Here is a 21,805-nt window from a genome sequence, read left to right on the forward strand (position 1 = left end):
ACGCGTTACCTGTGGGAGCGGGTTGTTTACGGATTTGTGTCGGTTTGGGGCAGGAGTTGTACGCCGAGGTAGAGCGCGAGCATGCCGTCCAGGCGCAACGGATCAACGCCGCTGAGTTCGGCAATCCGCTCCATGCGATAACGCAAGCTGTTGCGGTGGATGCCCAGGGCGTCGGCGCACGCCTGGCTCTGGCCATCGTGTTCGCACCAACTGCGCAGGGTCGCCAGCAACTGGCCGTTGTTGTCCTTGGCGACGACTTTGCGCAGCGGGCTGAGCAACTCGTCCAGCGCATCGTCGTTACGATGACGCCAGAGCAACACTGGCAACCGATAGCGGTTCAGGGTCAGCAACCGCGACTGGGGCAGCACCTCACGCCCGTAGGCCAGCAAGTCACTCACCCGGCGACAGCAACGGCGCAATCCCGCCAGCCCATCAGCCTGTCCACCCACGGCGATACGCAAGATGCTCCAGCCCAGACCGTCGAGTTTTTCCAGCAACCGATCATGCTCGATCGCCTGGTTGGCCGGCCGGCACCAAAGCAACGAGGACTTGGCCGAACTCACGCACCAACTGTCCGGGTAGCGTGAGGTCAACCAGGCACTGAGCGCCTCGACGGTCTGCCCCGGACCGTGCGCCGTCCCCAATTCGAACAGAGACGGCGTACGAGTCAGCTGCGGCTTGAGCCCCAACTGTTGCGCCTCGTCGATCAGCCGGGGCGAATCCCCGGCCTCGCTGAGCAGTAATGCCAGCAGATCATCGCAACGCTGGCGCCGCCATTGCTGCTCGGCCTGCTGATTGCGCTGGCCCACCAGCATCTCGGCGGTCATGCGCACCAGTTCGGCATAGGTGCGCAATTGCTCCGGTTCGCCGGTGATGCCCAGCACGCCGATCAGCCGCTGATCGAGCATCAGCGGCAGGTTGATGCCCGGCTGCACGCCTTTGAGGTGGATCGCGGTCTGCGCGTCGATCTCCACCACGCGGCCGTTGGCCAACACCAGTTGCGCGCCTTCATGCCGGGTGTTGACACGCTCCGGTTCGCCACTGCCGAGGATCAGGCCCTGGCTGTCCATGACATTGACGTTGTACGGCAGGATGGCCATCGCCCGGTCGACGATGTCCTGGGCCAGGTCGTGATCGAGTTCGAACATAGCGGTGATCCTTGAAAGCGTAAGGCACGGGCCGGGGACGCAAGAACAGTAACGTTGACGATAAAAAACGCCTCGGTCAAATGTGGGATGTTCGATAATTCCGTTTGCCCCGCCCTACCGTTCTGGTATTTGATTGAGCCTTTCCCACCGGTAAAAGGATTTCGTCATGAGCTACCGCGTACTGGGTCATTCGGGTCTGCAGGTTTCCACCCTGACCCTGGGCACCATGATGTTCGGCGAACAGACCAGCACCGAAGATTCCCTGCGGATCATCGACAAGGCCTGGGACCAGGGCATCAATTTCATCGACACCGCAGACGTCTACACCAACGGCCGCTCCGAAGAAATCGTCGGCGAAGCGATTGCCAGCCGCCGTCACGAATGGGTGCTCGCCAGCAAGGTCGGTTCCGGCCCGGTGAACGGCGTGCCAAACCGCAGCGGCCTGAGCCGCAAGCACATTTTCAATGGTATCGACGCCAGCCTGACCCGCCTGGGCACCGACTACCTGGACATCTATTACCTGCACCGCGAAGACCACAACACGCCGCTGGAAGTAACGGTGTCGGCCATCGGCGATCTGATTCGCCATGGCAAGATCCGTTACTGGGGGCTGTCGAATTTCCGTGGCTGGCGCATCGCCGAAGTCATTCGAGTGGCCGACCACCTGGGCGTCGACAGACCTGTGATCAGCCAGCCGCTGTACAACATCGTCAACCGCCAGGCCGAATCCGAACAGATCACGGCCGCACAAAACTATGGCCTCGGCGTGGTGCCTTACAGCCCGCTGGCGCGTGGCGTGCTTAGCGGCAAATACGCGCCGGACGTCAAACCGGACGCCAACAGTCGTGCCGGGCGCGCAGACAAACGCATTCTGGAAACCGAATGGCGCGTCGAATCCCTGCGCATCGCCCAGCAGATCCAGCACTACACCCAGGGCCGTGGCGTGGGCATCGTCGAGTTCGCCATCGCCTGGGTGCTGAACAACGGCGCCGTCACCTCGGCCATCGTTGGGCCGCGTACCGAAGCGCAATGGGATGCCTACACTAAAGCGCAGGCGGTGAAGATCACGGCGGAAGATGAAGCGTTCATCGACTCGCTGGTCACGCCGGGGCACTCGTCGACACCGGGGTTCAATGACGTGAGCCATTTCGTGTCGGGTCGTAAACCGCGTAGCAACTGAAAACACCCAATCCACTGTGGAAGCAAGCCTGCTCGCGAAAGCGGACTATCAACCAACATCTCTGTTGAATTTGAAATCGCCATCGCGAGCAGGCTCGCTCCCACATGGGATCAGTGTTGATCGGTTGGTCAGTATTCACAGGTAAAACCACGTATCCTCTGCGCCCCCGTTTCACGTTCAACCTCGCGAGGACAGTTTGTCTAAAGGTATCGTTTTATCGGTCACAGCCTCGGTGCTGTTTGCCGTCATGTATTACTACACGTCGCTGCTCACCCCGTTGAGCGGTGTGGAAATTTTCGGCTGGCGCATGCTGCTGACGGTGCCGTGCATCACCGTGTTCATGGTGGTCTCCGGCGAATGGAAACGCGTCATCGACATCCTTCGCCGCCTGCGCAGCAAACCCAAATTATTCGCCGGCCTGATCGCCTCTTCCGCCCTGGTCGGCGTACAGCTCTGGCTGTTCATGTGGGCGCCGCTCAACGGCTACAGCCTGGACGTGTCGCTGGGGTATTTCCTGTTGCCGCTGACCATGGTCCTGACCGGACGGATCGCCTATGGCGAACGCCTCTCCTATTTGCAAAAAGTCGCCGTGACATTCGCCTGCCTCGGCGTGATCAATGAGGTGTATCAGGTCGGTGGTTTTTCCTGGGCGACCTTGCTGGTGTGCATTGGCTATCCGACCTATTTCGTCCTGCGCAAACGACTGGCGACGGACAACCTCGGCGGGCTCTGGGTGGACATGACGCTGACGCTGCCGGTGGCGTTCTGGTTCGTGCTGGGGGGTGAGCAAGGTTTCGACGTGTTCGATCAGTACCCGTGGCTGTCGCTGCTGATCCCGATACTCGGGGTGATCAGTGCCTCGGCGCTGGTGGTCTACATCATCGCCAGTCGGCTGTTGCCGTTCAGCCTGTTCGGGTTGTTGAGCTACGTCGAACCGGTGCTGTTGCTCGGCGTTGCGTTGCTGCTGGGGGAAAGTATCAAGGCCGGCGAATGGCTGACCTACATTCCGATCTGGATGGCGGTGGTTGTGCTGATGTTTGAAGGGTTCAAGCATTTGATGAGGCAACGACGCCCGTAACAACAACCGAAAACAAATGTGGGAGCTAGCCTGCTAGCGATGGCTGTGTGTCAGTCAACAGTGATGTTGAATGCACAACCGCTATCGCTAGCAGGCTAGCTCCCACAGTTTTATCGGTGTAAGGGTTTAGTCAGTGGAAAGCACACCACGACGCACCTGATCCCGCTCAATCGATTCGAACAACGCCTTGAAGTTGCCTTCGCCGAAACCATCATCGCCTTTACGCTGGATGAATTCGAAGAACACCGGCCCCATCAGGGTTTCCGAGAATATCTGCAGCAGCAGGCGTCGGTCGCCCGACTCGGACGAACCGTCCAGCAGAATCCCCCGCGATTGCAGTTGATCGACCGGCTCGCCGTGGTTCGGCAAACGGCCTTCGAGCATTTCGTAGTAGGTTTCCGGTGGCGCGGTCATGAAGCGCATGCCGATGCTTTTCAGGTGATCCCAAGTCTTGATCAGGTCATCACTGAGGAAGGCAACGTGCTGGATGCCCTCACCGTTGAACTGCATCAGGAACTCTTCGATCTGCCCGGCGCCCTTGGAAGACTCTTCGTTCAACGGGATGCGGATCATGCCATCCGGCGCGGTCATGGCTTTGGAGGTCAGGCCGGTGTATTCGCCCTTGATGTCGAAGTAACGGATCTCGCGGAAGTTGAACAGCTTCTCGTAGAAGTTGGCCCAATAGGCCATGCGACCGCGATACACGTTGTGGGTCAGGTGGTCGATGATTTTCAGGCCGGCACCGACCGGGTTGCGATCCACGCCTTCGATGAACACGAAGTCGATGTCATAAATCGAACTGCCTTCGCCGAAACGGTCGATCAGGTACAGCGGCGCGCCGCCAATGCCTTTGATCGCCGGCAGGTGCAATTCCATCGGACCGGTCTCGATGTGGATCGGCTGTGCGCCGAGTTCCAGCGCACGCTTGTAGGCCTTTTGCGAATCCTTGACGCGAAACGCCATGCCGCACACCGACGGGCCGTGCTCGGCCGCGAAGTACGAGGCCACGCTGTTCGGTTCGTTGTTGAGGATCAGGTTGATCTGGCCCTGACGATACAGGTGCACGTCTTTGGAGCGGTGGGTCGCGACCTTGGTGAAGCCCATGATCTCGAAGATCGGCTCCAGAGTGTTCGGGGTTGGCGATGCGAATTCAATGAATTCAAAGCCCATCAGGCCCATTGGGTTTTCGTATAAATCTGCCATGGTTGGCGCCTCATCATCATTCTTAGAATTAACGGAACGTTAGTTACTAGCAATGCTGAGACCGGCGGGTGGCGCGCAGGAGATGCCCCGCACGCTGCGGGCGAGGAAGTCACCGTAGATCAATTGAAACCCAAAACTCTTCATTGTCGACCCAAGGCTGTTGCGGGCGAGGCTTCTGCTGCCAGAAGACGATTATTCTTATATGCGTAAACCGATTCTACACAGCGTAAATCAGTTTGTCCGCCTTCTGTATCAAATCCCCTTTTTCCCCACTCGCGCAAGGGGTTTGTTGCAGAGGAAAATCCCGGCCAGAATCAGCCCTCCTCCCAGGCACATCGTCAGCGTCAATTGCTCGCCCAGCAGCAGCGCGCCAAGGATCACCGCGGTCAGCGGGTTCAACGCAATGAACACGCCGGAACGGGTCGCGCCGATTTTGCGGAGGCCATCGTAATAGCCGATGTAGGCCAGCGCCGAACCCAACACGCCGAGGTACATCAGGCTCAGCCATTGTTGCGGCCCGAGGCTGGCGAGCGCTGCAACGCTCAACTCTCCCCTGACAGCGCTGGTCACCCATAGCATCAGCGTGCCCAGCAGAATCGAGTACGTCACCGTTTGCACGGGCCCGAGGGCGTAGTTCAGATCCTTGGAGAACAGCGAGTAAATCCCCCAACCGACCACGCAACCGAAAATCAACAGATCGCCGATCCAGGCGTCGACATTGCCGGCCAACAGCTGCGGGTTACGGCTGACGATCACCAGGCTGGCCCCGGCAATGCAGATCGCAATACCGGCGACTTTCGCCCGACTCAAGTGCTCCTTGAACAACAGCCACGACGCCAACCCGATCACGGCCGGGTTCAGCGCCACAATCAATGACGCCCGTGAGGCATTGATGTAGAGCAGGCCATAAAAGAAGCACAGGTTGTAGAAAAAGATCCCGAAGAATCCCAGCAGTGCCAACCGCAGCCATTGCCTGGGGCTGGGTCGGGCCAGCGGTACGCGGGCCAACAGCAAAAACAGCAACAATGCCGCGCTGGCCAACAGGAAACGCAGGCTGGCGGCGAACAGCGGGCTCAGGCTATCTGCCAGAAACCGGCCAGCGACGAAGGTGCCGCCCCAGATCATGGTGACAGCGGCGAGCTTTAGATAGACCGGTGTATCCGAAGGGTTCGATAGGGTTTGTTCACAACGGGTCATAAGTTTCCAGAACGGGAAATGGACGAGATGACGTATCATTCGACTAATGTCAGATCATCGTAAAATGAGTAAACACTCATGACCCTTACCCAATTGGAGATTTTCTCCCTCGTGGCCGAGCTTCACGGTTTCACGGCGGCGGCCAACCGTTTGGGGATTTCCCAATCCGCGGTATCTCACGCGCTCAAGTCACTGGAACAGGAATTGGGCGTCGAGTTGCTGCGCCGGAATCAATCCCAGGTCGAACTAAGCGACATCGGCCAACAGCTTTTAATGCGCGCGCGGGCAATGCTCGGCCTGGCCAACACCTTGCGCCAGGAAGCCGCCGATGCCCGCGGAATGAAACGCGGCACGCTGCGTATCGGCTCGTTCGGCCCGACCTCATCGATCAAATTGCTGCCGCTGATCCTGCAGCACTACCGCGCCGCTCACCCGGGCATTGAGGTCCATATTGATGAAGGCCCGGACAGGCAAGTCATCCATTGGCTGGAAGAGCGACGTATCGATGTCGGCTTCGTGGTGTTGCCCGAAGAGCGCTTCGACACCTTCGCGCTGATCGAGGACCAGATGGTCGCGCTGCTCCCCGTCGATCATCCGCTGGCCAGTCGCGACAGCTTGAGCCTCGGCGATTTGTGTCACGACCCGTTCGTGCTGACCGAGGCCGGCTCGTCGGAACTGGTTTCACGGCTGTTCAGCGCCTCCCGGCTGACACCGAACATTCGCTATCGCTGTTCGCAGCTACTGAGCACGCTGGATACCGTTGGCCGAGGCGATGCGTTGACCGTGGTCGCCGAAGGCTCATTGCCCGTGCACGACGACAACCGCTACGTGAAAAAACCACTGTCACCGCCGGTTGCTCGCCAAGTCGGCCTGGCGGTGCTCGACCAGCGCCAGTCCTCACCGGCGGCGCTGGCCTTTATCAAACTGGCCGAGCGCCTGAACTACCGTTGAACGGCATAATTGCCGAAGGCCAACTATCATGGCCCGTACTTGAACTCTTTTTGGGAGGCACCTTGCCCTGCCAGCATTTGAGAGCCCTCTTTTATCGTTACAGGTTTCGCGAATGCCACTGAACGTCAAAACCCGCCGCACACGTACCCGGATTGCGGTGACTGTATTGAGCGGTTTACTCCCGGTACTGCTGGGATTCGCCATCCTCTATATGCAAGCGGAACGGGCACTGAAGCACAACACCGAACAGACCGCCGAAGAAGCCATTCGCCAATTCGAACTGATGCTCGACAACAACGCCTCGGCCGCACGCGAGTTACTGCCACTGGCCGGGCAAAGTTGCATTGATGTGAACCTGGCGTTGCGCGAACAAGTCACCCGCCGCCCGTTCGTGCGCTCAACCAATCTGCTGTGGGACGACACCATTTACTGCAGTTCCCTGTTTGGCGACTACCAGGAAAAACTCACTGCCGGTGACTACAGCAAAGGCGAGATAGTGCTGATGAAAGGCAACCTGGTAACGCCCAATAGCGCGTTACTGGTGTATCGGCTCAACGCAGGAAAACAGGGCGCGATGAGTACCCTGGACGGTTATCACCTGAGCAATGTGTTGCGCATGATCGGCGGCAAGACGTTACTGCTACTGCAAGTTGGCCCAAATTGGTTGACCGCTGACGGCACCTTCCACGGTGACGCGCTGCCTACTTTGCCAGTGGCACAAACCACACTGGCGTCCTCGCGTTATGCATTTACCGTGACGGCCGGTTTCCCCGAAGGTGAAACCTGGCGCTATATGCGCAGCGAGTATCCGCCGTTGTTCAGTTTGTTGATCTTTTTCGGTGTGATCGCTGGTGTTATCGGGCATTTTCTACAGAAGCGCTCGTCGTCACCCAGCCATGAATTGCAGCGTGCGCTGGAGGCTTCAGAGTTCGTTCCGTATTTTCAACCCGTGGTCCACGGCGACAGCAAGAAGTGGTCGGGCGCCGAAGTCCTAATGCGCTGGAATCACCCGAAGGAAGGCCTGGTGCGCCCGGACATGTTCATCCCGTTTGCCGAACATTCCGGGCTGATCGTGCCGATGACCCGCGCATTGATGCAACAAACTGCCGCCCTGCTGGCGCCCCATCAGGCGTCGTTCAACCGGCCGTTTCATGTGGGGATCAACATCACGGCCAGTCACTGCCGAGACCTGGAACTGGTCGCCGATTGCCGCGAATTCCTCGCCGCTTTTGCGCCGGGTGCCATCAGCCTCGTACTGGAACTCACCGAACGCGAACTCATCGAGCCCACGGCCATCACCCATCAACTGTTCGAGCAGCTGCATGAGCTGGGCGTGATGATTGCCATTGACGACTTCGGTACCGGTCACTCGAGCCTGGGTTATCTGCGGCAGTTCAATGTGGACTTTTTGAAGATCGACCAGAGCTTTGTCGCCATGATCGGCGCCGACGCCCTTTCCCGGCACATTCTGGACACCATCATCGAACTCTGCGCCAAGCTCGACCTGGACATTGTTGCCGAAGGTGTGGAAACCGAGGAACAAAGTGATTACCTGACTGCCCATGGCGTGAACTTCTTGCAAGGTTATCTGTTCGGCCGCCCCATGCCCGCCGCAGAGTTCGTTAACGCATTAAGTCACCATTAACTAGCGGCTCTAAGCGATGACTCAAGCAAGCCTTGCACCAAATTGAATCAAAAGACTACGGTAGTTACATGAAGAAAAAGACAGGATTTACTCTTGGCCAATTAACTACTACAATTTTTCGTGCCTGCGTAAGATTAGCAGGTGAGCCATTATCACCGAGTCGCTACAAGGCCCTTGGCTTATAGCTTTGTTTGCGGTTGGTATCAGCCAAACACACTATTGGAGTAAAGATATTGTCCAGACTCGCTGAATTTCGTGCCGCTGAAAAGGCCCTTCAAGAACAGCTCAAGCAGCTGGAATCGCTGAAGAACGATGCCGGGCTCAAGAAAGAAATCGAATTCGAAGAAAAGCTCCAGGGGCTGATGAAAACCTACGGCAAGAGCCTGCGCGACATCATCGCCATTCTCGATCCGAACCCGGCAAAATCCGGCCTGCAACAGGCAACAGCACCCAAGACCCGCCGCGCTCGCGTGGTCAAGGTTTATCAGAACCCGCACACCGGCGAACTGATTGAAACCAAGGGTGGCAACCACCGCGGCCTGAAAGCCTGGAAGGAAGAATACGGTGCAGCTACTGTTGATTCCTGGCTGCGCGGCTAAGCACTCGCGGTAACAAGAAAAGCCCTGCTTATGCAGGGCTTTTTCATGGATACCTCTAAATGCAACGATCAGCACCGATCAATCACTACTTGCACGTTAACTTTGTGCTTAGTCCCTTCAGGTATCTAAACATGACAAAAAGCGCTGAGATCGATGGCCACTGAAATCGTTCACTAAAGTTTCAAGCTGTTACGGGCAGCCTCTATTTCCTCCTGACTTGCTTTATAAACCTCAGCCTGCCCCGCGTAGGAAAGAACATAGGCTTTATCGGCATCGACAGCCGCGACCAATGTTTGAGAGAGCACATGCCTGCCGTTCTGGGTGATCGTGCAGGTAGTTTCCAGCGCCGTTAAGCGGCTCAAGGTAGTCGGGTGAATCTTGCTGCAAACACTTTGATAACCGCCTTGAAAGAAGTCCTTTTGCACCGACTTGCGCATCTCCAGCAACACGCCTTGCAGGTTCACCTGATGACCGCTTTCCACCGGCGTCATGGTCAACTCCATCACCATCACCGGCGTACCGTCCTGATCGTTTTTGACCGCGCGCTGGCGGGAAACTTCTGGTTTGGCATCATCGGGCGGAATGACTTCGACTTCCCAGCCGCTGGGCCACGTCACGATTGGCTCGTCTGCGTGAGCGTTGGCAATGCCTGAAAGCAGACACATCAGGACGAACGCCGATTTACAGAATCGAATCATTGCAATGAACACTCACGGATTGAGCGGTAAAGTCTGAGCCTCACCCGCCCGTCAGGCAATAGCCGACGGTTTGGGTTTGGTGATGTCAGAACCCTTGCGTATCATTGTCGCCATTCGTTCGCCCCACTTATTTTTTTTCCGGAGGGCCCATGAGCCTGCACGAATTGAACACCTTCCCAGGCGTCACCGCCCAACCTGACACCGCCACCCAGAAGTTTGTCTTCAACCACACCATGCTTCGGGTCAAGGACATCACCAAGTCCCTGGATTTCTACACGCGTATTTTGGGTTTTTCGCTGGTGGAAAAACGCGACTTCCCGGAAGCCGAGTTCAGCCTGTACTTTTTGGCGCTGGTCGACAAAAACCAGATCCCGGCCGACGCCGCCGCGCGTACCGAGTGGATGAAATCGATCCCCGGCATTCTTGAACTGACCCACAACCACGGCACCGAGAACGACGCGGATTTTGCCTACCACAACGGCAACACCGACCCGCGTGGTTTTGGCCATATCTGCATTTCCGTGCCGGACATCGTTGCCGCGTGCGAGCGCTTCGAAGCGCTGGGCTGTGATTTCCAGAAACGCCTGAACGACGGCCGCATGAAAAGCCTGGCGTTCATCAAGGACCCGGATGCGTACTGGGTAGAGATCATCCAGCCGGCCCCGATGTAACTCCCACCACTGAACTAATGTGGGAGCGGGCTTGCTCGCGAAAGTGGCGTATTATTCAACATCTTTGTTGGCTGACACACCGCTTTCGCGAGCAAGCCCGCTCCCACAGTTGGTAGGCGTGAGGCACAAAAAAACCCCATGATCGCTCATGGGGTTTTGTGTTTTCAGCGCGGCCGTTATGCCGGGGCCGAGGTCCGGATCAAGTGATCAAATGCGCTCAGGGAAGCCTTGGCGCCCTCGCCCACCGCGATCACGATCTGCTTGTACGGCACGGTCGTCACGTCACCGGCCGCAAACACGCCCGGCATCGACGTCTCGCCACGCGCATCGACAATGATCTCGCCACGCGGCGACAACTCGATGGTACCTTTGAGCCAATCGGTGTTCGGCAACAGACCGATCTGCACGAAGATCCCTTCCAGTTCCACGCTACGCAGTTCGTCAGACTGACGATCTTTGTAGCGCAGGCCGTTGACCTTCTGACCGTCGCCCAACACTTCAGTGGTTTGCGCATGGGTGATCACGGTGACGTTTGGCAGGCTGTGCAACTTGCGCTGCAACACTGCATCGGCGCGCAACTGCACGTCGAACTCCAGCAGCGTAACGTGCGAGACGATACCGGCGAGATCGATAGCCGCTTCGACGCCGGAGTTACCGCCGCCAATCACCGCCACACGCTTGCCTTTGAACAGCGGACCGTCACAGTGCGGGCAGTACGCCACGCCTTTGTTGCGGTATTGCTGCTCACCCGGGACGTTCATTTCACGCCATCTTGCGCCGGTCGCCAGGATCACCGTCTTGGCTTTCAGGGTCGCGCCGCTGGCGAAGTGAACTTCGTGCAGCTCGCCGCTCTTGCCTGGCACCAGCTTGTCGGCGCGTTGCAGGTTCATGATGTCGACGTCGTATTGCTTGACGTGCTCTTCCAGCGCTACCGCCAGTTTCGGCCCTTCGGTTTCCTGCACGGAGATGAAGTTTTCGATGGCCATGGTGTCCAGCACCTGCCCACCAAAACGCTCCGCCGCCACACCGGTGCGAATGCCTTTACGCGCCGCGTAAATAGCAGCCGAAGCACCGGCCGGGCCACCGCCGACGACCAGCACGTCAAAGGCTTCTTTGGCGCTGATCTTCTCGGCCTGACGCTCGATGCCGCTGGTGTCGATCTTGGCGAGGATTTCTTCCAGGCCCATGCGGCCCTGGCCGAAGTTCACACCGTTCAAGTAGATGCTTGGCACGGCCATGATCTGGCGTTCATCGACTTCAGCCTGGAACAGCGCGCCGTCGATGGCGACGTGGCGGATGTTCGGGTTCAGCACGGCCATCAGGTTCAGTGCCTGGACCAAGTCCGGGCAGTTCTGGCAGGACAGCGAGAAGTAAGTCTCGAAGCTGAAATCACCCTTGAGCGAGCGGATCTGTTCGATCACTTCAGCACTGGCCTTCGATGGGTGGCCGCCGACTTGCAGCAGGGCCAACACCAGCGAAGTGAATTCATGGCCCATCGGGATGCCGGCGAAACGCAGGCTGATATCGGCACCGGGGCGGTTGATCGAGAACGATGGTTTGCGTGCATCGTCACCGTTGTCGAGCAAGGTAATCTGGTTGGAAAGACTGGCAACGTCTTTCAGCAGTTCGAGCATTTCCTGGGATTTCGCACCGTCGTCGAGGGAGGCAACGATCTCGATCGGTTGGGTGACCCGTTCCAGGTACGATTTCAACTGGGCTTTAAGATTGGCGTCCAACATACGGGCGATTTCCTTTTTGCAAATTCATAAAAAAACGCCCGAGCGAATATCGCCCGGGCGTTTTTGAGGGCGGTGCAGCTTACTTAGTAGGTGCGGAGTTCCGCCCTGATGATGCGATCCACAGACTTAGATCTTGCCGACCAGGTCCAGGGACGGAGCCAGAGTGGCTTCGCCTTCTTTCCACTTGGCTGGGCAAACCTGGCCTGGGTGAGCAGCAACGTACTGGGCAGCCTTGATTTTGCGCAGCAGCTCGGAAGCGTCACGGCCTACACCACCGTCGTTCAGTTCGACGATTTTGATCTGGCCTTCAGGGTTGATCACGAAGGTGCCACGGTCAGCCAGGCCAGCGTCTTCGATCAGTACGTCGAAGTTGCGGGAGATAGCGTGAGTCGGGTCGCCGATCATGGTGTACTGGATTTTGCCGATGGCTGGCGATGTGTTGTGCCAGGCAGCGTGAGCAAAATGGGTATCGGTGGAAACGCTGTAGATCTCGACGCCCAGCTTCTGGAACGCGTCGTAGTTGTCAGCCAGGTCTTCGAGTTCGGTCGGGCAAACGAAGGTGAAGTCAGCTGGGTAGAAGAACACGACCGACCACTTGCCTTTCAGGTCAGCGTCCGAGACTTTTACGAAGTCGCCATTTTTGAATGCGTCAGCTTTGAACGGTTTAACTTGGCTGTTGATGATAGGCATCGTTGACTCTCCGTCAGGGGTTAAGAAGTTGATGGAGTGAACTCTACCGACTCGACGGACGGATGGCTCATTGGCAAACCTCATGCTGCTGATTGGTTTTCGCTATTAGCCGACAGTATTAATAGAAGAAAACGGTACTAGGGCTCCATGAGGTCTCGTAGCAGCTGTCGAGCCCGCGAGGCAGCTGCCACAACAGGTTGCGTGTGAAGCGGAATTGATCAGGGTTGTTCGGCGATGCGGTTCATCCCGAGAAACGGGTTGGCATCGACATAGCGCATCGCCGACTTCACGTCCTTCCAGCCGACGTAACTCATCAGCGACTTCAAATCCCAACCGCTTTGATGGGCCCACGTCGCGAAGCCGCGTCGCAGGGAGTGACTGGTGTAATGCTCGGCCGGGATGCCGGCGCGTTCCAGCGCCTGGCGCAGCAGGGGAATCACGCTGTTGGCGTGCAAGCCCTCCTCGCTCAAATGGCCCCAGCGGTCGATGCCTCGGAACACCGGCCCACGCACCAGCGCGGCTTCAGTGATCCAGGCGATATAGGCCTGCACCGGACATAACCGCTGCAACGCCGGTGTCTGATACGTCTTGCCAAGGTTTTCGCGATCGCTTTTGCTGCGCGGCAAGTAGAGCGTGATGCCGGAGCCGGCGCTCGCTTGCACGTGCTCAATCTGTACGCGGCACAACTCATCGCTACGAAAGCCACGCCAGAAACCCAGCAGGATCAACGCCGTGTCGCGCCTGGCCCGCAACAGCGCCGGTCGATCGTTCGCAGCATTGGCGGTTTGCGCTTCCAGTTCCAGCCACGCCACCACTTGCTCCAGGTGCTGAAGCTGCAACGGCTCGGCCTGTTTCTCCTGGGCCGGGTGCAACGCCCGAATCCCCTTGAAGACCTTGCGCACCACCGGCGCCTTGGTGGGATCGGCAAAACCCTGACTGTTGTGCCACTGAGCCAGCGCCGACAAACGCAGTTTCAAGGTATTGATCGACAACACGCCCGCATGCGCCACCAGATAGCGCGCCACGCTGTCGCCCGTCGCCGGCAAAAAACCACCCCAACTGACTTCAAAGTGCTCGATCGCCGCCCGATAGCTGCGACGGGTGTTGTCGCGAGTGGCGGCTTGCAGGTAACGATCCAGCTCAGTCATGGGCTCACTTCTCGAAGGCGTACTGCTGTTGCGAGTCAAAACCCGGTGAATGGCTCATCACACGGGGTAATACCAGTATATCCCGTGTCAATTACATCAAGTATTTAACTTCTAATAATGAATGGTACAATGTGTATTGTAGTGGTATGTACCACATTACGAAATCGTAGGAGAACTCATGGCTCGTGGCGGTGTAAACAAAGCAGTGGTGCAAGCGGCACGCTTGGCAATCTTGGCGCGCGGCGAAAACCCAAGCATCGACGCAGTACGGATCGAGATGGGCAACACTGGCTCGAAAACCACGATTCATCGGTATTTGAAGGAACTGGATGACGGCATCGAGCGCGCCGAAGCGCCGCCCGCCCCCATCGACGATGAGCTGGCAGGACTGGTGTCGCGGCTGGCGCAACGCCTCAAGGAGCAGGCGCAAGAGCCGATTGATCAGGCTCGCGAGCAGTTCGAGCAACAAAGAAAAGAGCTGGAAACCCGGCTGCAGGCAGCTGATCAGGCCAACACGCAGCTGCAGGAGCATTACGAAGTTCAAAGCCTGGCACTGACCCAGGAATCCGAGGCACTGCAAGACACTCGCGCCCTGCTGCAGACCGAACAAACCCGCAACGCCGGACTGAACCAGGCGCTGGCCGATTTCGAATTACGCTTGCAAGACAAGGACGAGCAGATCCGCTCCCTTGAAGAGAAACACCTGCATGCACGCGATGCGCTGGAACACTACCGCAACGCCGTCAAGGATCAGCGCGAGCAGGAACAGCGTCGCCATGAAGGCCAAGTGCAGCAGATTCAGATGGAATTGCGCCAGGCTCAGCAAAGCGCAATGGTGCGTCAGGATGAGATCACGCAATTGCACCGCGACAACGAGCGCCTGCTGACCGAGAACCGTGGAACCTTGAGGGAACTGAGCCTGATGCAGGATCAGCTGAAACAGAGCAACAGCCGACAGGATCAACTGCTGGAGCAAGCCACTCGCGTCGACAGCGAACGCACCCTTCTCCAGGAACGCTTGCGCGTCGCCCTGCTGGAGAGTCAGTCACTCAAACAAAGCGTCGACGAGCAGTCGCAGATCAACCAGTCACTGGAAATCGAATTGACCAAGGCCCAGGCCGATCTGGCAGAAAGCGTACGCCTGGCAGCTGCCGCGAAGACAGTGCCAGACGCACCTAAGGACGCTTAACCGGCGACCGGCGTACGCATGGTGACAAACTCTTCGGCGGCCGTCGGATGCACACCGATGGTTTCGTCGAAGTCACGCTTGGTGGCGCCGGCCTTCAAGGCAATCGCCAGGCCCTGGACGATTTCGCCCGCATCCGGCCCGACCATGTGGCAACCCAAAACCTTGTCGGTCTTGGCGTCCACCACCAGCTTCATCAGCGTGCGCTCCTGGCATTCGGTCAGGGTCAGCTTCATCGGCCGGAAACGGCTTTCGAAGATCACCACGTCGTGGCCGGCTTCGCGCGCGTCTTCTTCGGTCAAACCGACGGTGCCGATGTTCGGCAAGCTGAACACCGCCGTCGGGATCATTTTGTAATCCACCGGACGGTATTGCTCAGGCTTGAACAAACGGCGCGCAACGGCCATGCCTTCGGCGAGCGCGACGGGCGTCAGTTGCACTCGACCGATCACATCCCCCAGCGCCAGGATCGACGGCTCGGCGGTCTGATACTGCTCGTCAACCTCGACAAAGCCTTTCTTGTCGAGTTTGACGCCGGTGTTCTCCAGCCCGAGATTGTCCAGCATCGGACGTCGGCCGGTAGCGTAGAACACGCAGTCCGCCTCCAGCTCGCGACCGTCCTTGAGGGTGACTTTGAGGCTACCGTCAGCCTGCTTGTCGATGCGCTCGATGTCGGCATTGAATTGCAGGTCCATGCCGCGCTTGGTCAACTCTTCCTGCAAGTGCTTGCGCACCGCACCGTCGAAGCCGCGCAGGAACAATTCACCGCGATAGAGCAGCGTGGTTTCGGCGCCCAGACCATGGAAAATCCCGGCGAACTCGACGGCGATGTAACCACCGCCCACCACCAGAACGCGCTTGGGGAGCTCTTTGAGGAAGAAGGCCTGGTTGGAACTGATCGCGTGCTCATGCCCCGGAATCTCCGGAATCTGCGGCCAGCCGCCCGTAGCAATCAGAATGTTCTTGGCGGTGAAACGCTCGCCATTGATCTCGACCTGATGCGGATCGACGATCTTGGCGTGGCCTTCGTGCAAGGTCACGCCGCTGTTGACCAGCAGCGTGCGATAGATGCCGTTCAGGCGATTGATCTCGCGATCCTTGTTGGCGATCAACGTCGCCCAATCAAACTTCGCCTCACCCGGCGTCCAGCCAAAACCCTGCGACTGCTCGAAGTCTTCGGCGAAGTGCGCGCCGTAGACCAGCAACTTCTTCGGCACACAGCCGACGTTCACACACGTGCCGCCCAGATAACGACTCTCGGCCACGGCCACTTTCGCCCCAAAACCCGCCGCAAACCGCGCAGCCCGCACACCGCCGGAACCGGCACCAATCACATAAAGGTCAAAATCGTAGGCCATTTTCAATCTCCTCGGCAGGCAAACAGCATACCCGCAGATGTCCGTGGGGCAAGCGCTGCAAACGATATGAGGGCGGAAAATGAAAAAGCCACCCGAAGGTGGCTTTTCGTTACAAGCAGATCAAGCGCTATCAGTAAGCCTTGCCAGTCTTGTAGAAGTTCTCGAAGCAGAAGTTGGTCGCGTCGATGTAGCCTTCGGCGCCGCCGCAGTCGAAACGCTTGCCTTTGAACTTGTAGGCCATGACGCAGCCGTTTTGGGCTTGCTTCATCAGGGCGTCGGTGATCTGGATTTCGCCACCCTTGCCTGGCTCGGTCTGTTCGATCAGGTCGAAGATGTCCGGGGTCAGGATGTAGCGACCGATGATCGCCAGGTTCGACGGGGCGTCTTCAGGCTTTGGTTTTTCGACCATGCTGTGAACGCGGTAGATGTCGTCGCGGATCATCTCGCCGGCAATCACGCCGTACTTGTGGGTTTCTTGCGGATCGACTTCCTGGATGGCCACGATCGAGCAGCGGAACTGCTTGTACAGCTTGACCATCTGGGTCAGTACGCCGTCGCCGTCGAGGTTGACGCACAAGTCATCCGCCAGGACCACGGCGAACGGTTCGTCGCCGATCAGCGGACGGCCGGTCAGGATGGCGTGGCCCAGGCCTTTCATTTCGGTCTGGCGGGTGTAGGAGAACGAGCAGTTGTCGAGCAGCTTGCGGATGCCGACCAGGTATTTTTCCTTGTCGGTGCCCTTGATCTGGTTTTCCAGCTCGTAGCTGATGTCGAAGTGGTCTTCGAGGGCGCGTTTGCCGCGACCGGTGACGATGGAAATTTCGGTCAACCCAGCGTCCAGTGCTTCTTCGACGCCGTACTGGATCAGTGGCTTGTTTACCACCGGCAGCATTTCTTTGGGCATGGCTTTAGTCGCTGGCAGGAAGCGAGTACCGTAACCGGCTGCTGGGAACAAGCATTTCTTGATCATATAAGTCCTTGAAAGGGCTGTGTGTACGAGTTTCGGCGCAGTCTAATCAGGCGGCGCGCACCTTACAATGCCCCGCACTGGCTAACCGATGCCATCATAGAGAAATATTCTCGCGGATAGTTCCGCTGGCTCTTATAGATAGCAGAGACCGACAGAATTGCACGACCTGTCAGCCGAAGACAATCTGCACCACCATACGCCCATCGGCACCTTCTGCGTGCATTTGGCGGTATCATTGCGCGATTGAACCAGTCAACGAGGCAGATAGATGTCGGTAGCAAAGAGCGTCAATGGGTACCTGATCAATCAGGCGAAAGACGGCCAATGGTGGGTAGACAGCGTTGGCGGCGAGAATATTGCCGGACCTTTCCCGACCGAAGCGTTGGCGATCGAGGTGGCATCGGTGTTGCAAGATCAACCCGCCGGCCCGAAACGGCGCGGCAAAGATAAGTCCTGAGAAGCACCTGACTAGATAAAGCCCTGCCGTCGCGCAGGGCTTTTTTGTGATTGGCTGCACGGTCGTGGCCAATCGCTATAACCTTTCGATGCCGGCGCTGTCACAGGCTAAGCCCCATCATCCTGACGACGACAACGACATGAATAAATTTTTGCCCCTGATTGCAGTATTGGCCCTGAGCGGCTGCGCCACGTCCGAAACGACTTACCTGAACAACGGCGAGCAAGGCCTGAGCATCGACTGCTCGGGCGAAGCCAACTCCTGGGCCACCTGCTACGAAAAAGCCGATGCCTCCTGCGCGGGCACCGGTTACCGAATCGTCGGTACCGACGGATCCCCTTCGACCAAGGAAAGCGACAAGACCCTGGGCGTGGACGTCGGCAACTACAAGAACCGCAGTGTCGTGGTGGTCTGCAAGTAAGGGCGCCCTGCCCTACATGTGAATTTCGGCGAACTTGATCCCGAGACCGCGCACGGTCTCGACCAATTCGTCGAGACCACTGAAGGATTCGACTTCGTCGTTTTCATCCACCAGGAAGTAACTGCGCCCGGCGCTCTTCTTGAAAAACACGATCCATTCCCCCGGGTTTGCCGGATTCTGAATGACATGCGTGGCAGAGATATGACCCTCTGCATGGCGTTCCCGTACCTGCTCTCGCTTCATGCTCGACTCCAGAAATGACAATGCCGCCAAAGCGTTGCTTTGACGGCATCGGTGCTGATGGTCGACAGTCTATCAGCCGGAAATGCACGTGTTGGCGGCTTTCTGTACGTCCTTTGGACGCACCGGCACATTGGACATGCGCTCATGCAGCTTGATGCTGCTGCCCGTGGAGCGGTCTTCGATGTCGAAGACGGCGGCCGGCGCCGACGAAAACCTGGCCGGGACGATCACGCGCATGCCGTCCTTGTGTGGCTCCACCTGCAGCGCGCCACGCGTATCGGCCAACTGTTCCACCAGGCATTGCGCATACTCATGGGGTTTCTTGCCGGAGATCACGCTCATGGTGGGCAACGTCTCATTGATTTCCGCGACATTCGCACAGCCACTGATCACCAATGCCAGCGGCAACACGCACACACCCCACTTCATACGAAACCTCCGATAAAGACCCTCCGACAGCACAAATGCCAATTTTCTCCGAGGCTCACTGCTTTTATGGCTCATAGAATTCCGATTAACTGTTTTTAATTGCCAAAGCGGACCCCGACGACCGGATAATAACCCGTTCGGGCTGATAAACTGCGCCAATCGCCCATGCTATCGTTTTGATTTTGTAGAAAAAGCCCTTCTGGAGGCGCCTCATGAAATTTATCCACCAGCGCGAGCACCTGAACGAAGACGACATCGTCGTCATCCAGTGCTCCCAAATGTGCAACATCCGTTTGATGAACGACGCCAACTTCCGCAGCTTCAAGAATGGCGGCCGCCACACTTACCACGGCGGAGCGTTTGACACTTTCCCGGCGCGGATTACTGCACCGAGCACCGGCTTCTGGAACATCACCATCGACACGGTCAACCGCCGGCCGATCAGCGTGACCCGCAAACCGACCCTGACTCACTCGATCAAGATCATCCGCCGCTCCAGCTCGAAACTGAGCTGAGTAGCGCCCCACACCAAGACAGGCAGGTATGACCGTGGCCCAAACGACCAAGTACGTCATCAAATACAAACTCAACGGCGAACGCCGCTTCGAATTTGCCCAGCTTGAACAAGGCACCGAAGCAGAAGCCAAGGCCGCGCTGGACGTCATTCATGGCCAGAGCGACGACGTCATCAGCGAGATCAGCGTCAGCAAAGCGCTGTAACGCGATCCGGAGCGACAACATGGACGTCTGCTCCCCGCGTGTAAATTCGACCGCAAGCGCCGGAGTGTTCGCTCCAATAACGCGCCCTAGACTGGCCACCTCAACCATTGGTTAAGGAGTCAGAACATGCCCGCTTCCACGATTCGCTTCATTACGGGTACTTCCAGCCTCGGCATCCTGATGCTGGCGTTCAGCGCCGAGGGTCTTTGTGCGTTGCTGCTGGGTGATGACCTGGCGGCGCTGGAACATGATCTTGCCCAGCGTTTCCCCGACCAGCAGCCGCTACAACGCGATGAAGGCTTGAGGCCGGCGCTGGAGCAAACCCTGCACTCTCTCGAAAACCCGCACACCGCCCTCGATCTGCCACTGGATCTTATCGGCAGCGTGTTTCAACGGCGTGTCTGGGAGGCCTTGCAACAGATACCGATCGGTCAAACCGCCAGCTACCAGGAGATCGCCCGGCAATTGGGTCAACCCAAAGCCTTTCGCGCAGTGGCCAATGCCTGCGGCGCGAACCCGCTGGCGGTGATCGTGCCGTGTCACCGGGTGCTGCGCCAGGATGGCAGCCTCGGCGGTTATCGGTGGGGCCTGGAACGCAAACGGCAACTGCTGGATCGCGAGGCCCGGGGATGAGCGAGCATTATCTGGACAAGCTGGACTGGGCACTGCTTGAACAGCAACTCGATCAGGATGGCTGCGCGGTCATCCAATCACTGCTGAGTCGCAAGGCCTGTGATGAAGTGAGCGCGCTGTACCCCAGCGCCGAGCCGTTTCGCTCGCAAGTGGTCATGGCTCGCCACGGTTTCGGCCGTGGCGAGTACAAGTACTTCAATTACCCGCTGCCAGACCTCGTCGCCCGTTTGCGCAGCGCGCTTTACCCTCGACTGGTGCCGATTGCCAATCGCTGGTACGAACACATGGACCTGCCGACCCGTTTCCCCGACACGCATGAAGCCTTCCTCGAACGCTGCCATGCCGCCGGTCAGGAACGCCCGACGCCGCTGTTGCTGCACTACGGTCCGCAGGACTACAACTGCCTGCATCAGGACTTGTACGGCGAACACGTATTCCCGTTGCAAGTGGCGATTCTGCTGTCAGAACCGGACGAAGAGTTCACCGGCGGCGAATTCGTCCTGACCGAACAGCGCCCACGAATGCAGTCGCGCCCGCAGGTCATCGGCTTGAAGAAAGGCGACGGGCTGATCTTTGCCGTCAATCAGCGACCGGTCAAAGGGGTTCGTGGCTATTACCGGGTGACGCTGCGACATGGCGTCAGTCGCCTGCACAGCGGAAAACGGCATACTCTTGGAATCATCTTTCACGATGCGTTATGACCCCATGAAACCGAGCACTTTCGATCTGTTTGCCGATACCGAACTTGAGCAGCAGCCCAGACGCGATCAGATTGGCCAACAGTCCTGCGTGTTGCGCGGCTTTGCCCTGCCTTGGCTGGATCGGTTGTTGCCTGCATTAGAGGCGGTTTTGGCCGCCGCGCCGTTTCGGCAAATGGTCACGCCGGGCGGCTTCACCATGTCGGTGGCGTTGAGCAGTTGTGGCACGCTGGGCTGGACCACCGATCGCAGCGGTTACCGCTACACCCGCAACGACCCGCAGACCGGCCAACCCTGGCCGGCGATGCCCGAGGTGTTTTTCGAGCTCGCGCAAGCGGCGGCCCGGGAAGCCGGGTTTGCGGATTTCGTGCCGGATTCCTGCCTGATCAATCGCTATGTTCCCGGGGCCAAGATGTCATTGCATCAGGACAAGGACGAAGGTTCCTACGCCGCGCCCATCGTTTCGGTGTCGTTAGGGTTGCCGGCGATGTTCCTGTTCGGCGGCTTTGAGCGCGGCGACAAGAGCCAACGAGTGCCACTGTTGCATGGCGATATTGTGGTCTGGGGCGGCGTCGATCGCTTGCGCTATCACGGGGTCTTGCCGATCAAGGATGGACTGCACCCGCGACTCGGTGAGCAACGGATCAACTTCACTTTTCGTACCGCGGGTTGAAGCCCTTGAATTTGACCGCAAGACCCGGAGTGCGGCGAGCCCGGCGACTGGTTAGTCTGCCTTAAACGGG

At 58.2% G+C, this 21,805-nt stretch carries 25 protein-coding genes; 14 read left to right on the forward strand and 11 right to left on the reverse strand.

Going from position 1 to position 21,805, the window contains the following annotated elements; translation table 11 throughout:
• Positions 1-26: 26 nt before the first annotated feature.
• On the reverse strand, positions 27-1,148 hold the full coding sequence (locus tag ACA057_RS17380; RefSeq protein ID WP_497340780.1) for a sugar diacid recognition domain-containing protein: 1,122 nt from the start codon (positions 1,146-1,148) through the stop codon (positions 27-29).
• A gap of 166 nt (positions 1,149-1,314) precedes the next feature.
• Between ACA057_RS17380 and ACA057_RS17385 the strand changes: the two genes are divergently transcribed.
• Positions 1,315-2,328, forward strand: a complete 1,014-nt coding sequence (locus ACA057_RS17385) for an aldo/keto reductase (RefSeq protein WP_497340782.1) — start codon at positions 1,315-1,317, stop codon at positions 2,326-2,328.
• 196 nt (positions 2,329-2,524) lie between these two features.
• Positions 2,525-3,406, forward strand: a complete 882-nt coding sequence (gene rarD / locus ACA057_RS17390) for an EamA family transporter RarD (RefSeq protein WP_497340784.1) — start codon at positions 2,525-2,527, stop codon at positions 3,404-3,406.
• 126 nt (positions 3,407-3,532) lie between these two features.
• Here rarD and hppD read toward each other — a convergent pair whose 3' ends face one another.
• Entirely contained in the window at positions 3,533-4,609 is a 1,077-nt protein-coding gene (hppD, locus tag ACA057_RS17395) for a 4-hydroxyphenylpyruvate dioxygenase (RefSeq protein ID WP_462005544.1), read from the reverse strand.
• Positions 4,610-4,861: 252 nt separating this feature from the next.
• Positions 4,862-5,806, reverse strand: a complete 945-nt coding sequence (locus ACA057_RS17400) for a DMT family transporter (protein WP_497340786.1) — start codon at positions 5,804-5,806, stop codon at positions 4,862-4,864.
• A 78-nt stretch (positions 5,807-5,884) separates the two neighbouring features.
• Between ACA057_RS17400 and ACA057_RS17405 the strand changes: the two genes are divergently transcribed.
• The 3 genes from ACA057_RS17405 to ACA057_RS17415 all read left to right on the forward strand — a co-directional run bounded on the left by ACA057_RS17405 (position 5,885) and on the right by ACA057_RS17415 (position 9,001).
• Positions 5,885-6,757 (forward strand): LysR family transcriptional regulator, encoded by an 873-nt coding sequence (locus ACA057_RS17405; protein WP_497340788.1) that lies wholly within the window; start codon positions 5,885-5,887, stop codon positions 6,755-6,757.
• A gap of 112 nt (positions 6,758-6,869) precedes the next feature.
• Entirely contained in the window at positions 6,870-8,402 is a 1,533-nt protein-coding gene (locus ACA057_RS17410; protein WP_497340790.1) for an EAL domain-containing protein, read from the forward strand.
• A gap of 233 nt (positions 8,403-8,635) precedes the next feature.
• Entirely contained in the window at positions 8,636-9,001 is a 366-nt protein-coding gene (locus ACA057_RS17415) for a histone-like nucleoid-structuring protein, MvaT/MvaU family (RefSeq protein ID WP_401353164.1), read from the forward strand.
• A gap of 173 nt (positions 9,002-9,174) precedes the next feature.
• Here the strand turns inward: ACA057_RS17415 and ACA057_RS17420 are convergent, their stop codons facing one another.
• Positions 9,175-9,699, reverse strand: a complete 525-nt coding sequence (locus tag ACA057_RS17420; protein ID WP_497340792.1) for a DUF4946 domain-containing protein — start codon at positions 9,697-9,699, stop codon at positions 9,175-9,177.
• Positions 9,700-9,848: 149 nt separating this feature from the next.
• On the opposite strand from ACA057_RS17420, the gene gloA reads away from it, so the two are divergent.
• Positions 9,849-10,370: a lactoylglutathione lyase gene (gloA, locus tag ACA057_RS17425; RefSeq protein WP_033055156.1), complete on the forward strand. Its 522-nt coding sequence runs from the start codon at positions 9,849-9,851 to the stop codon at positions 10,368-10,370.
• A 176-nt stretch (positions 10,371-10,546) separates the two neighbouring features.
• On the opposite strand, the gene ahpF is transcribed toward gloA, so the two are convergent.
• The 3 genes from ahpF to ACA057_RS17440 all read right to left on the reverse strand — a co-directional run bounded on the left by ahpF (position 10,547) and on the right by ACA057_RS17440 (position 13,947).
• Positions 10,547-12,109, reverse strand: coding sequence for an alkyl hydroperoxide reductase subunit F (gene ahpF / locus ACA057_RS17430; protein WP_497340794.1), 1,563 nt, complete (start codon positions 12,107-12,109; stop codon positions 10,547-10,549).
• 126 nt (positions 12,110-12,235) lie between these two features.
• Positions 12,236-12,799, reverse strand: a complete 564-nt coding sequence (gene ahpC, locus ACA057_RS17435) for an alkyl hydroperoxide reductase subunit C (protein ID WP_010460707.1) — start codon at positions 12,797-12,799, stop codon at positions 12,236-12,238.
• 218 nt (positions 12,800-13,017) lie between these two features.
• A complete protein-coding gene (locus ACA057_RS17440) occupies positions 13,018-13,947 on the reverse strand; it encodes a site-specific integrase (RefSeq protein WP_497340796.1) in 930 nt (309 codons plus the stop codon).
• Positions 13,948-14,125: 178 nt separating this feature from the next.
• On the opposite strand from ACA057_RS17440, the gene ACA057_RS17445 reads away from it, so the two are divergent.
• Complete coding sequence (locus tag ACA057_RS17445) at positions 14,126-15,136, forward strand: DNA-binding protein (RefSeq protein WP_497340798.1); 1,011 nt, start codon at positions 14,126-14,128, stop codon at positions 15,134-15,136.
• Here ACA057_RS17445 and gorA read toward each other — a convergent pair.
• Together gorA and galU are read right to left on the reverse strand one after the other, a co-directional pair.
• On the reverse strand, positions 15,133-16,491 hold the full coding sequence (gene gorA, locus ACA057_RS17450; RefSeq protein WP_497340800.1) for a glutathione-disulfide reductase: 1,359 nt from the start codon (positions 16,489-16,491) through the stop codon (positions 15,133-15,135). The two genes, ACA057_RS17445 and gorA, sit on opposite strands and share 4 nt — an antisense overlap.
• Before the next feature lie 130 nt (positions 16,492-16,621).
• Entirely contained in the window at positions 16,622-17,461 is an 840-nt protein-coding gene (gene galU / locus ACA057_RS17455; protein WP_064678069.1) for a UTP--glucose-1-phosphate uridylyltransferase GalU, read from the reverse strand.
• 268 nt (positions 17,462-17,729) lie between these two features.
• Here galU and ACA057_RS17460 point away from each other — a divergent pair, with 268 nt between their 5' ends.
• Positions 17,730-17,918 carry a hypothetical protein gene (locus ACA057_RS17460; RefSeq protein WP_059405464.1) on the forward strand — a complete coding sequence of 63 codons (189 nt, stop codon included), beginning with the start codon at positions 17,730-17,732 and terminating at the stop codon, positions 17,916-17,918.
• 139 nt (positions 17,919-18,057) lie between these two features.
• Positions 18,058-18,339 (forward strand): hypothetical protein, encoded by a 282-nt coding sequence (locus tag ACA057_RS17465; RefSeq protein ID WP_497340802.1) that lies wholly within the window; start codon positions 18,058-18,060, stop codon positions 18,337-18,339.
• Positions 18,340-18,351: 12 nt separating this feature from the next.
• On the opposite strand, the gene ACA057_RS17470 is transcribed toward ACA057_RS17465, so the two are convergent.
• Together ACA057_RS17470 and ACA057_RS17475 are read right to left on the reverse strand one after the other, a co-directional pair.
• A complete protein-coding gene (locus ACA057_RS17470; RefSeq protein WP_497340804.1) occupies positions 18,352-18,582 on the reverse strand; it encodes a hypothetical protein in 231 nt (76 codons plus the stop codon).
• A gap of 72 nt (positions 18,583-18,654) precedes the next feature.
• Positions 18,655-19,011: a hypothetical protein gene (locus ACA057_RS17475; RefSeq protein WP_497340806.1), complete on the reverse strand. Its 357-nt coding sequence runs from the start codon at positions 19,009-19,011 to the stop codon at positions 18,655-18,657.
• Between the two features lie 212 nt (positions 19,012-19,223).
• Here ACA057_RS17475 and ACA057_RS17480 point away from each other — a divergent pair, with 212 nt between their 5' ends.
• The 5 genes from ACA057_RS17480 (at position 19,224) to alkB (ending at position 21,735) form a co-directional block, all read left to right on the forward strand.
• Positions 19,224-19,526 carry a DUF1883 domain-containing protein gene (locus ACA057_RS17480; protein WP_007900033.1) on the forward strand — a complete coding sequence of 101 codons (303 nt, stop codon included), beginning with the start codon at positions 19,224-19,226 and terminating at the stop codon, positions 19,524-19,526.
• Positions 19,527-19,554: 28 nt separating this feature from the next.
• Entirely contained in the window at positions 19,555-19,731 is a 177-nt protein-coding gene (locus ACA057_RS17485; protein WP_497340809.1) for a hypothetical protein, read from the forward strand.
• Positions 19,732-19,857: 126 nt separating this feature from the next.
• Positions 19,858-20,364 (forward strand): methylated-DNA--[protein]-cysteine S-methyltransferase, encoded by a 507-nt coding sequence (locus ACA057_RS17490; RefSeq protein ID WP_497340811.1) that lies wholly within the window; start codon positions 19,858-19,860, stop codon positions 20,362-20,364.
• The gene (locus ACA057_RS17495; RefSeq protein ID WP_497340813.1) at positions 20,361-21,065 is read left to right on the forward strand and encodes a 2OG-Fe(II) oxygenase; all 705 of its coding nucleotides are present in this window, start codon (positions 20,361-20,363) and stop codon (positions 21,063-21,065) included. Before ACA057_RS17490 ends, ACA057_RS17495 begins: the two co-directional genes overlap by 4 nt.
• Positions 21,055-21,735: a DNA oxidative demethylase AlkB gene (gene alkB, locus ACA057_RS17500; protein WP_497340815.1), complete on the forward strand. Its 681-nt coding sequence runs from the start codon at positions 21,055-21,057 to the stop codon at positions 21,733-21,735. The genes ACA057_RS17495 and alkB overlap by 11 nt, the downstream gene beginning before the upstream one ends.
• Positions 21,736-21,805 lie beyond the last annotated feature (70 nt).

The organism is Pseudomonas sp. LBUM1661 (assembly GCF_059695925.1).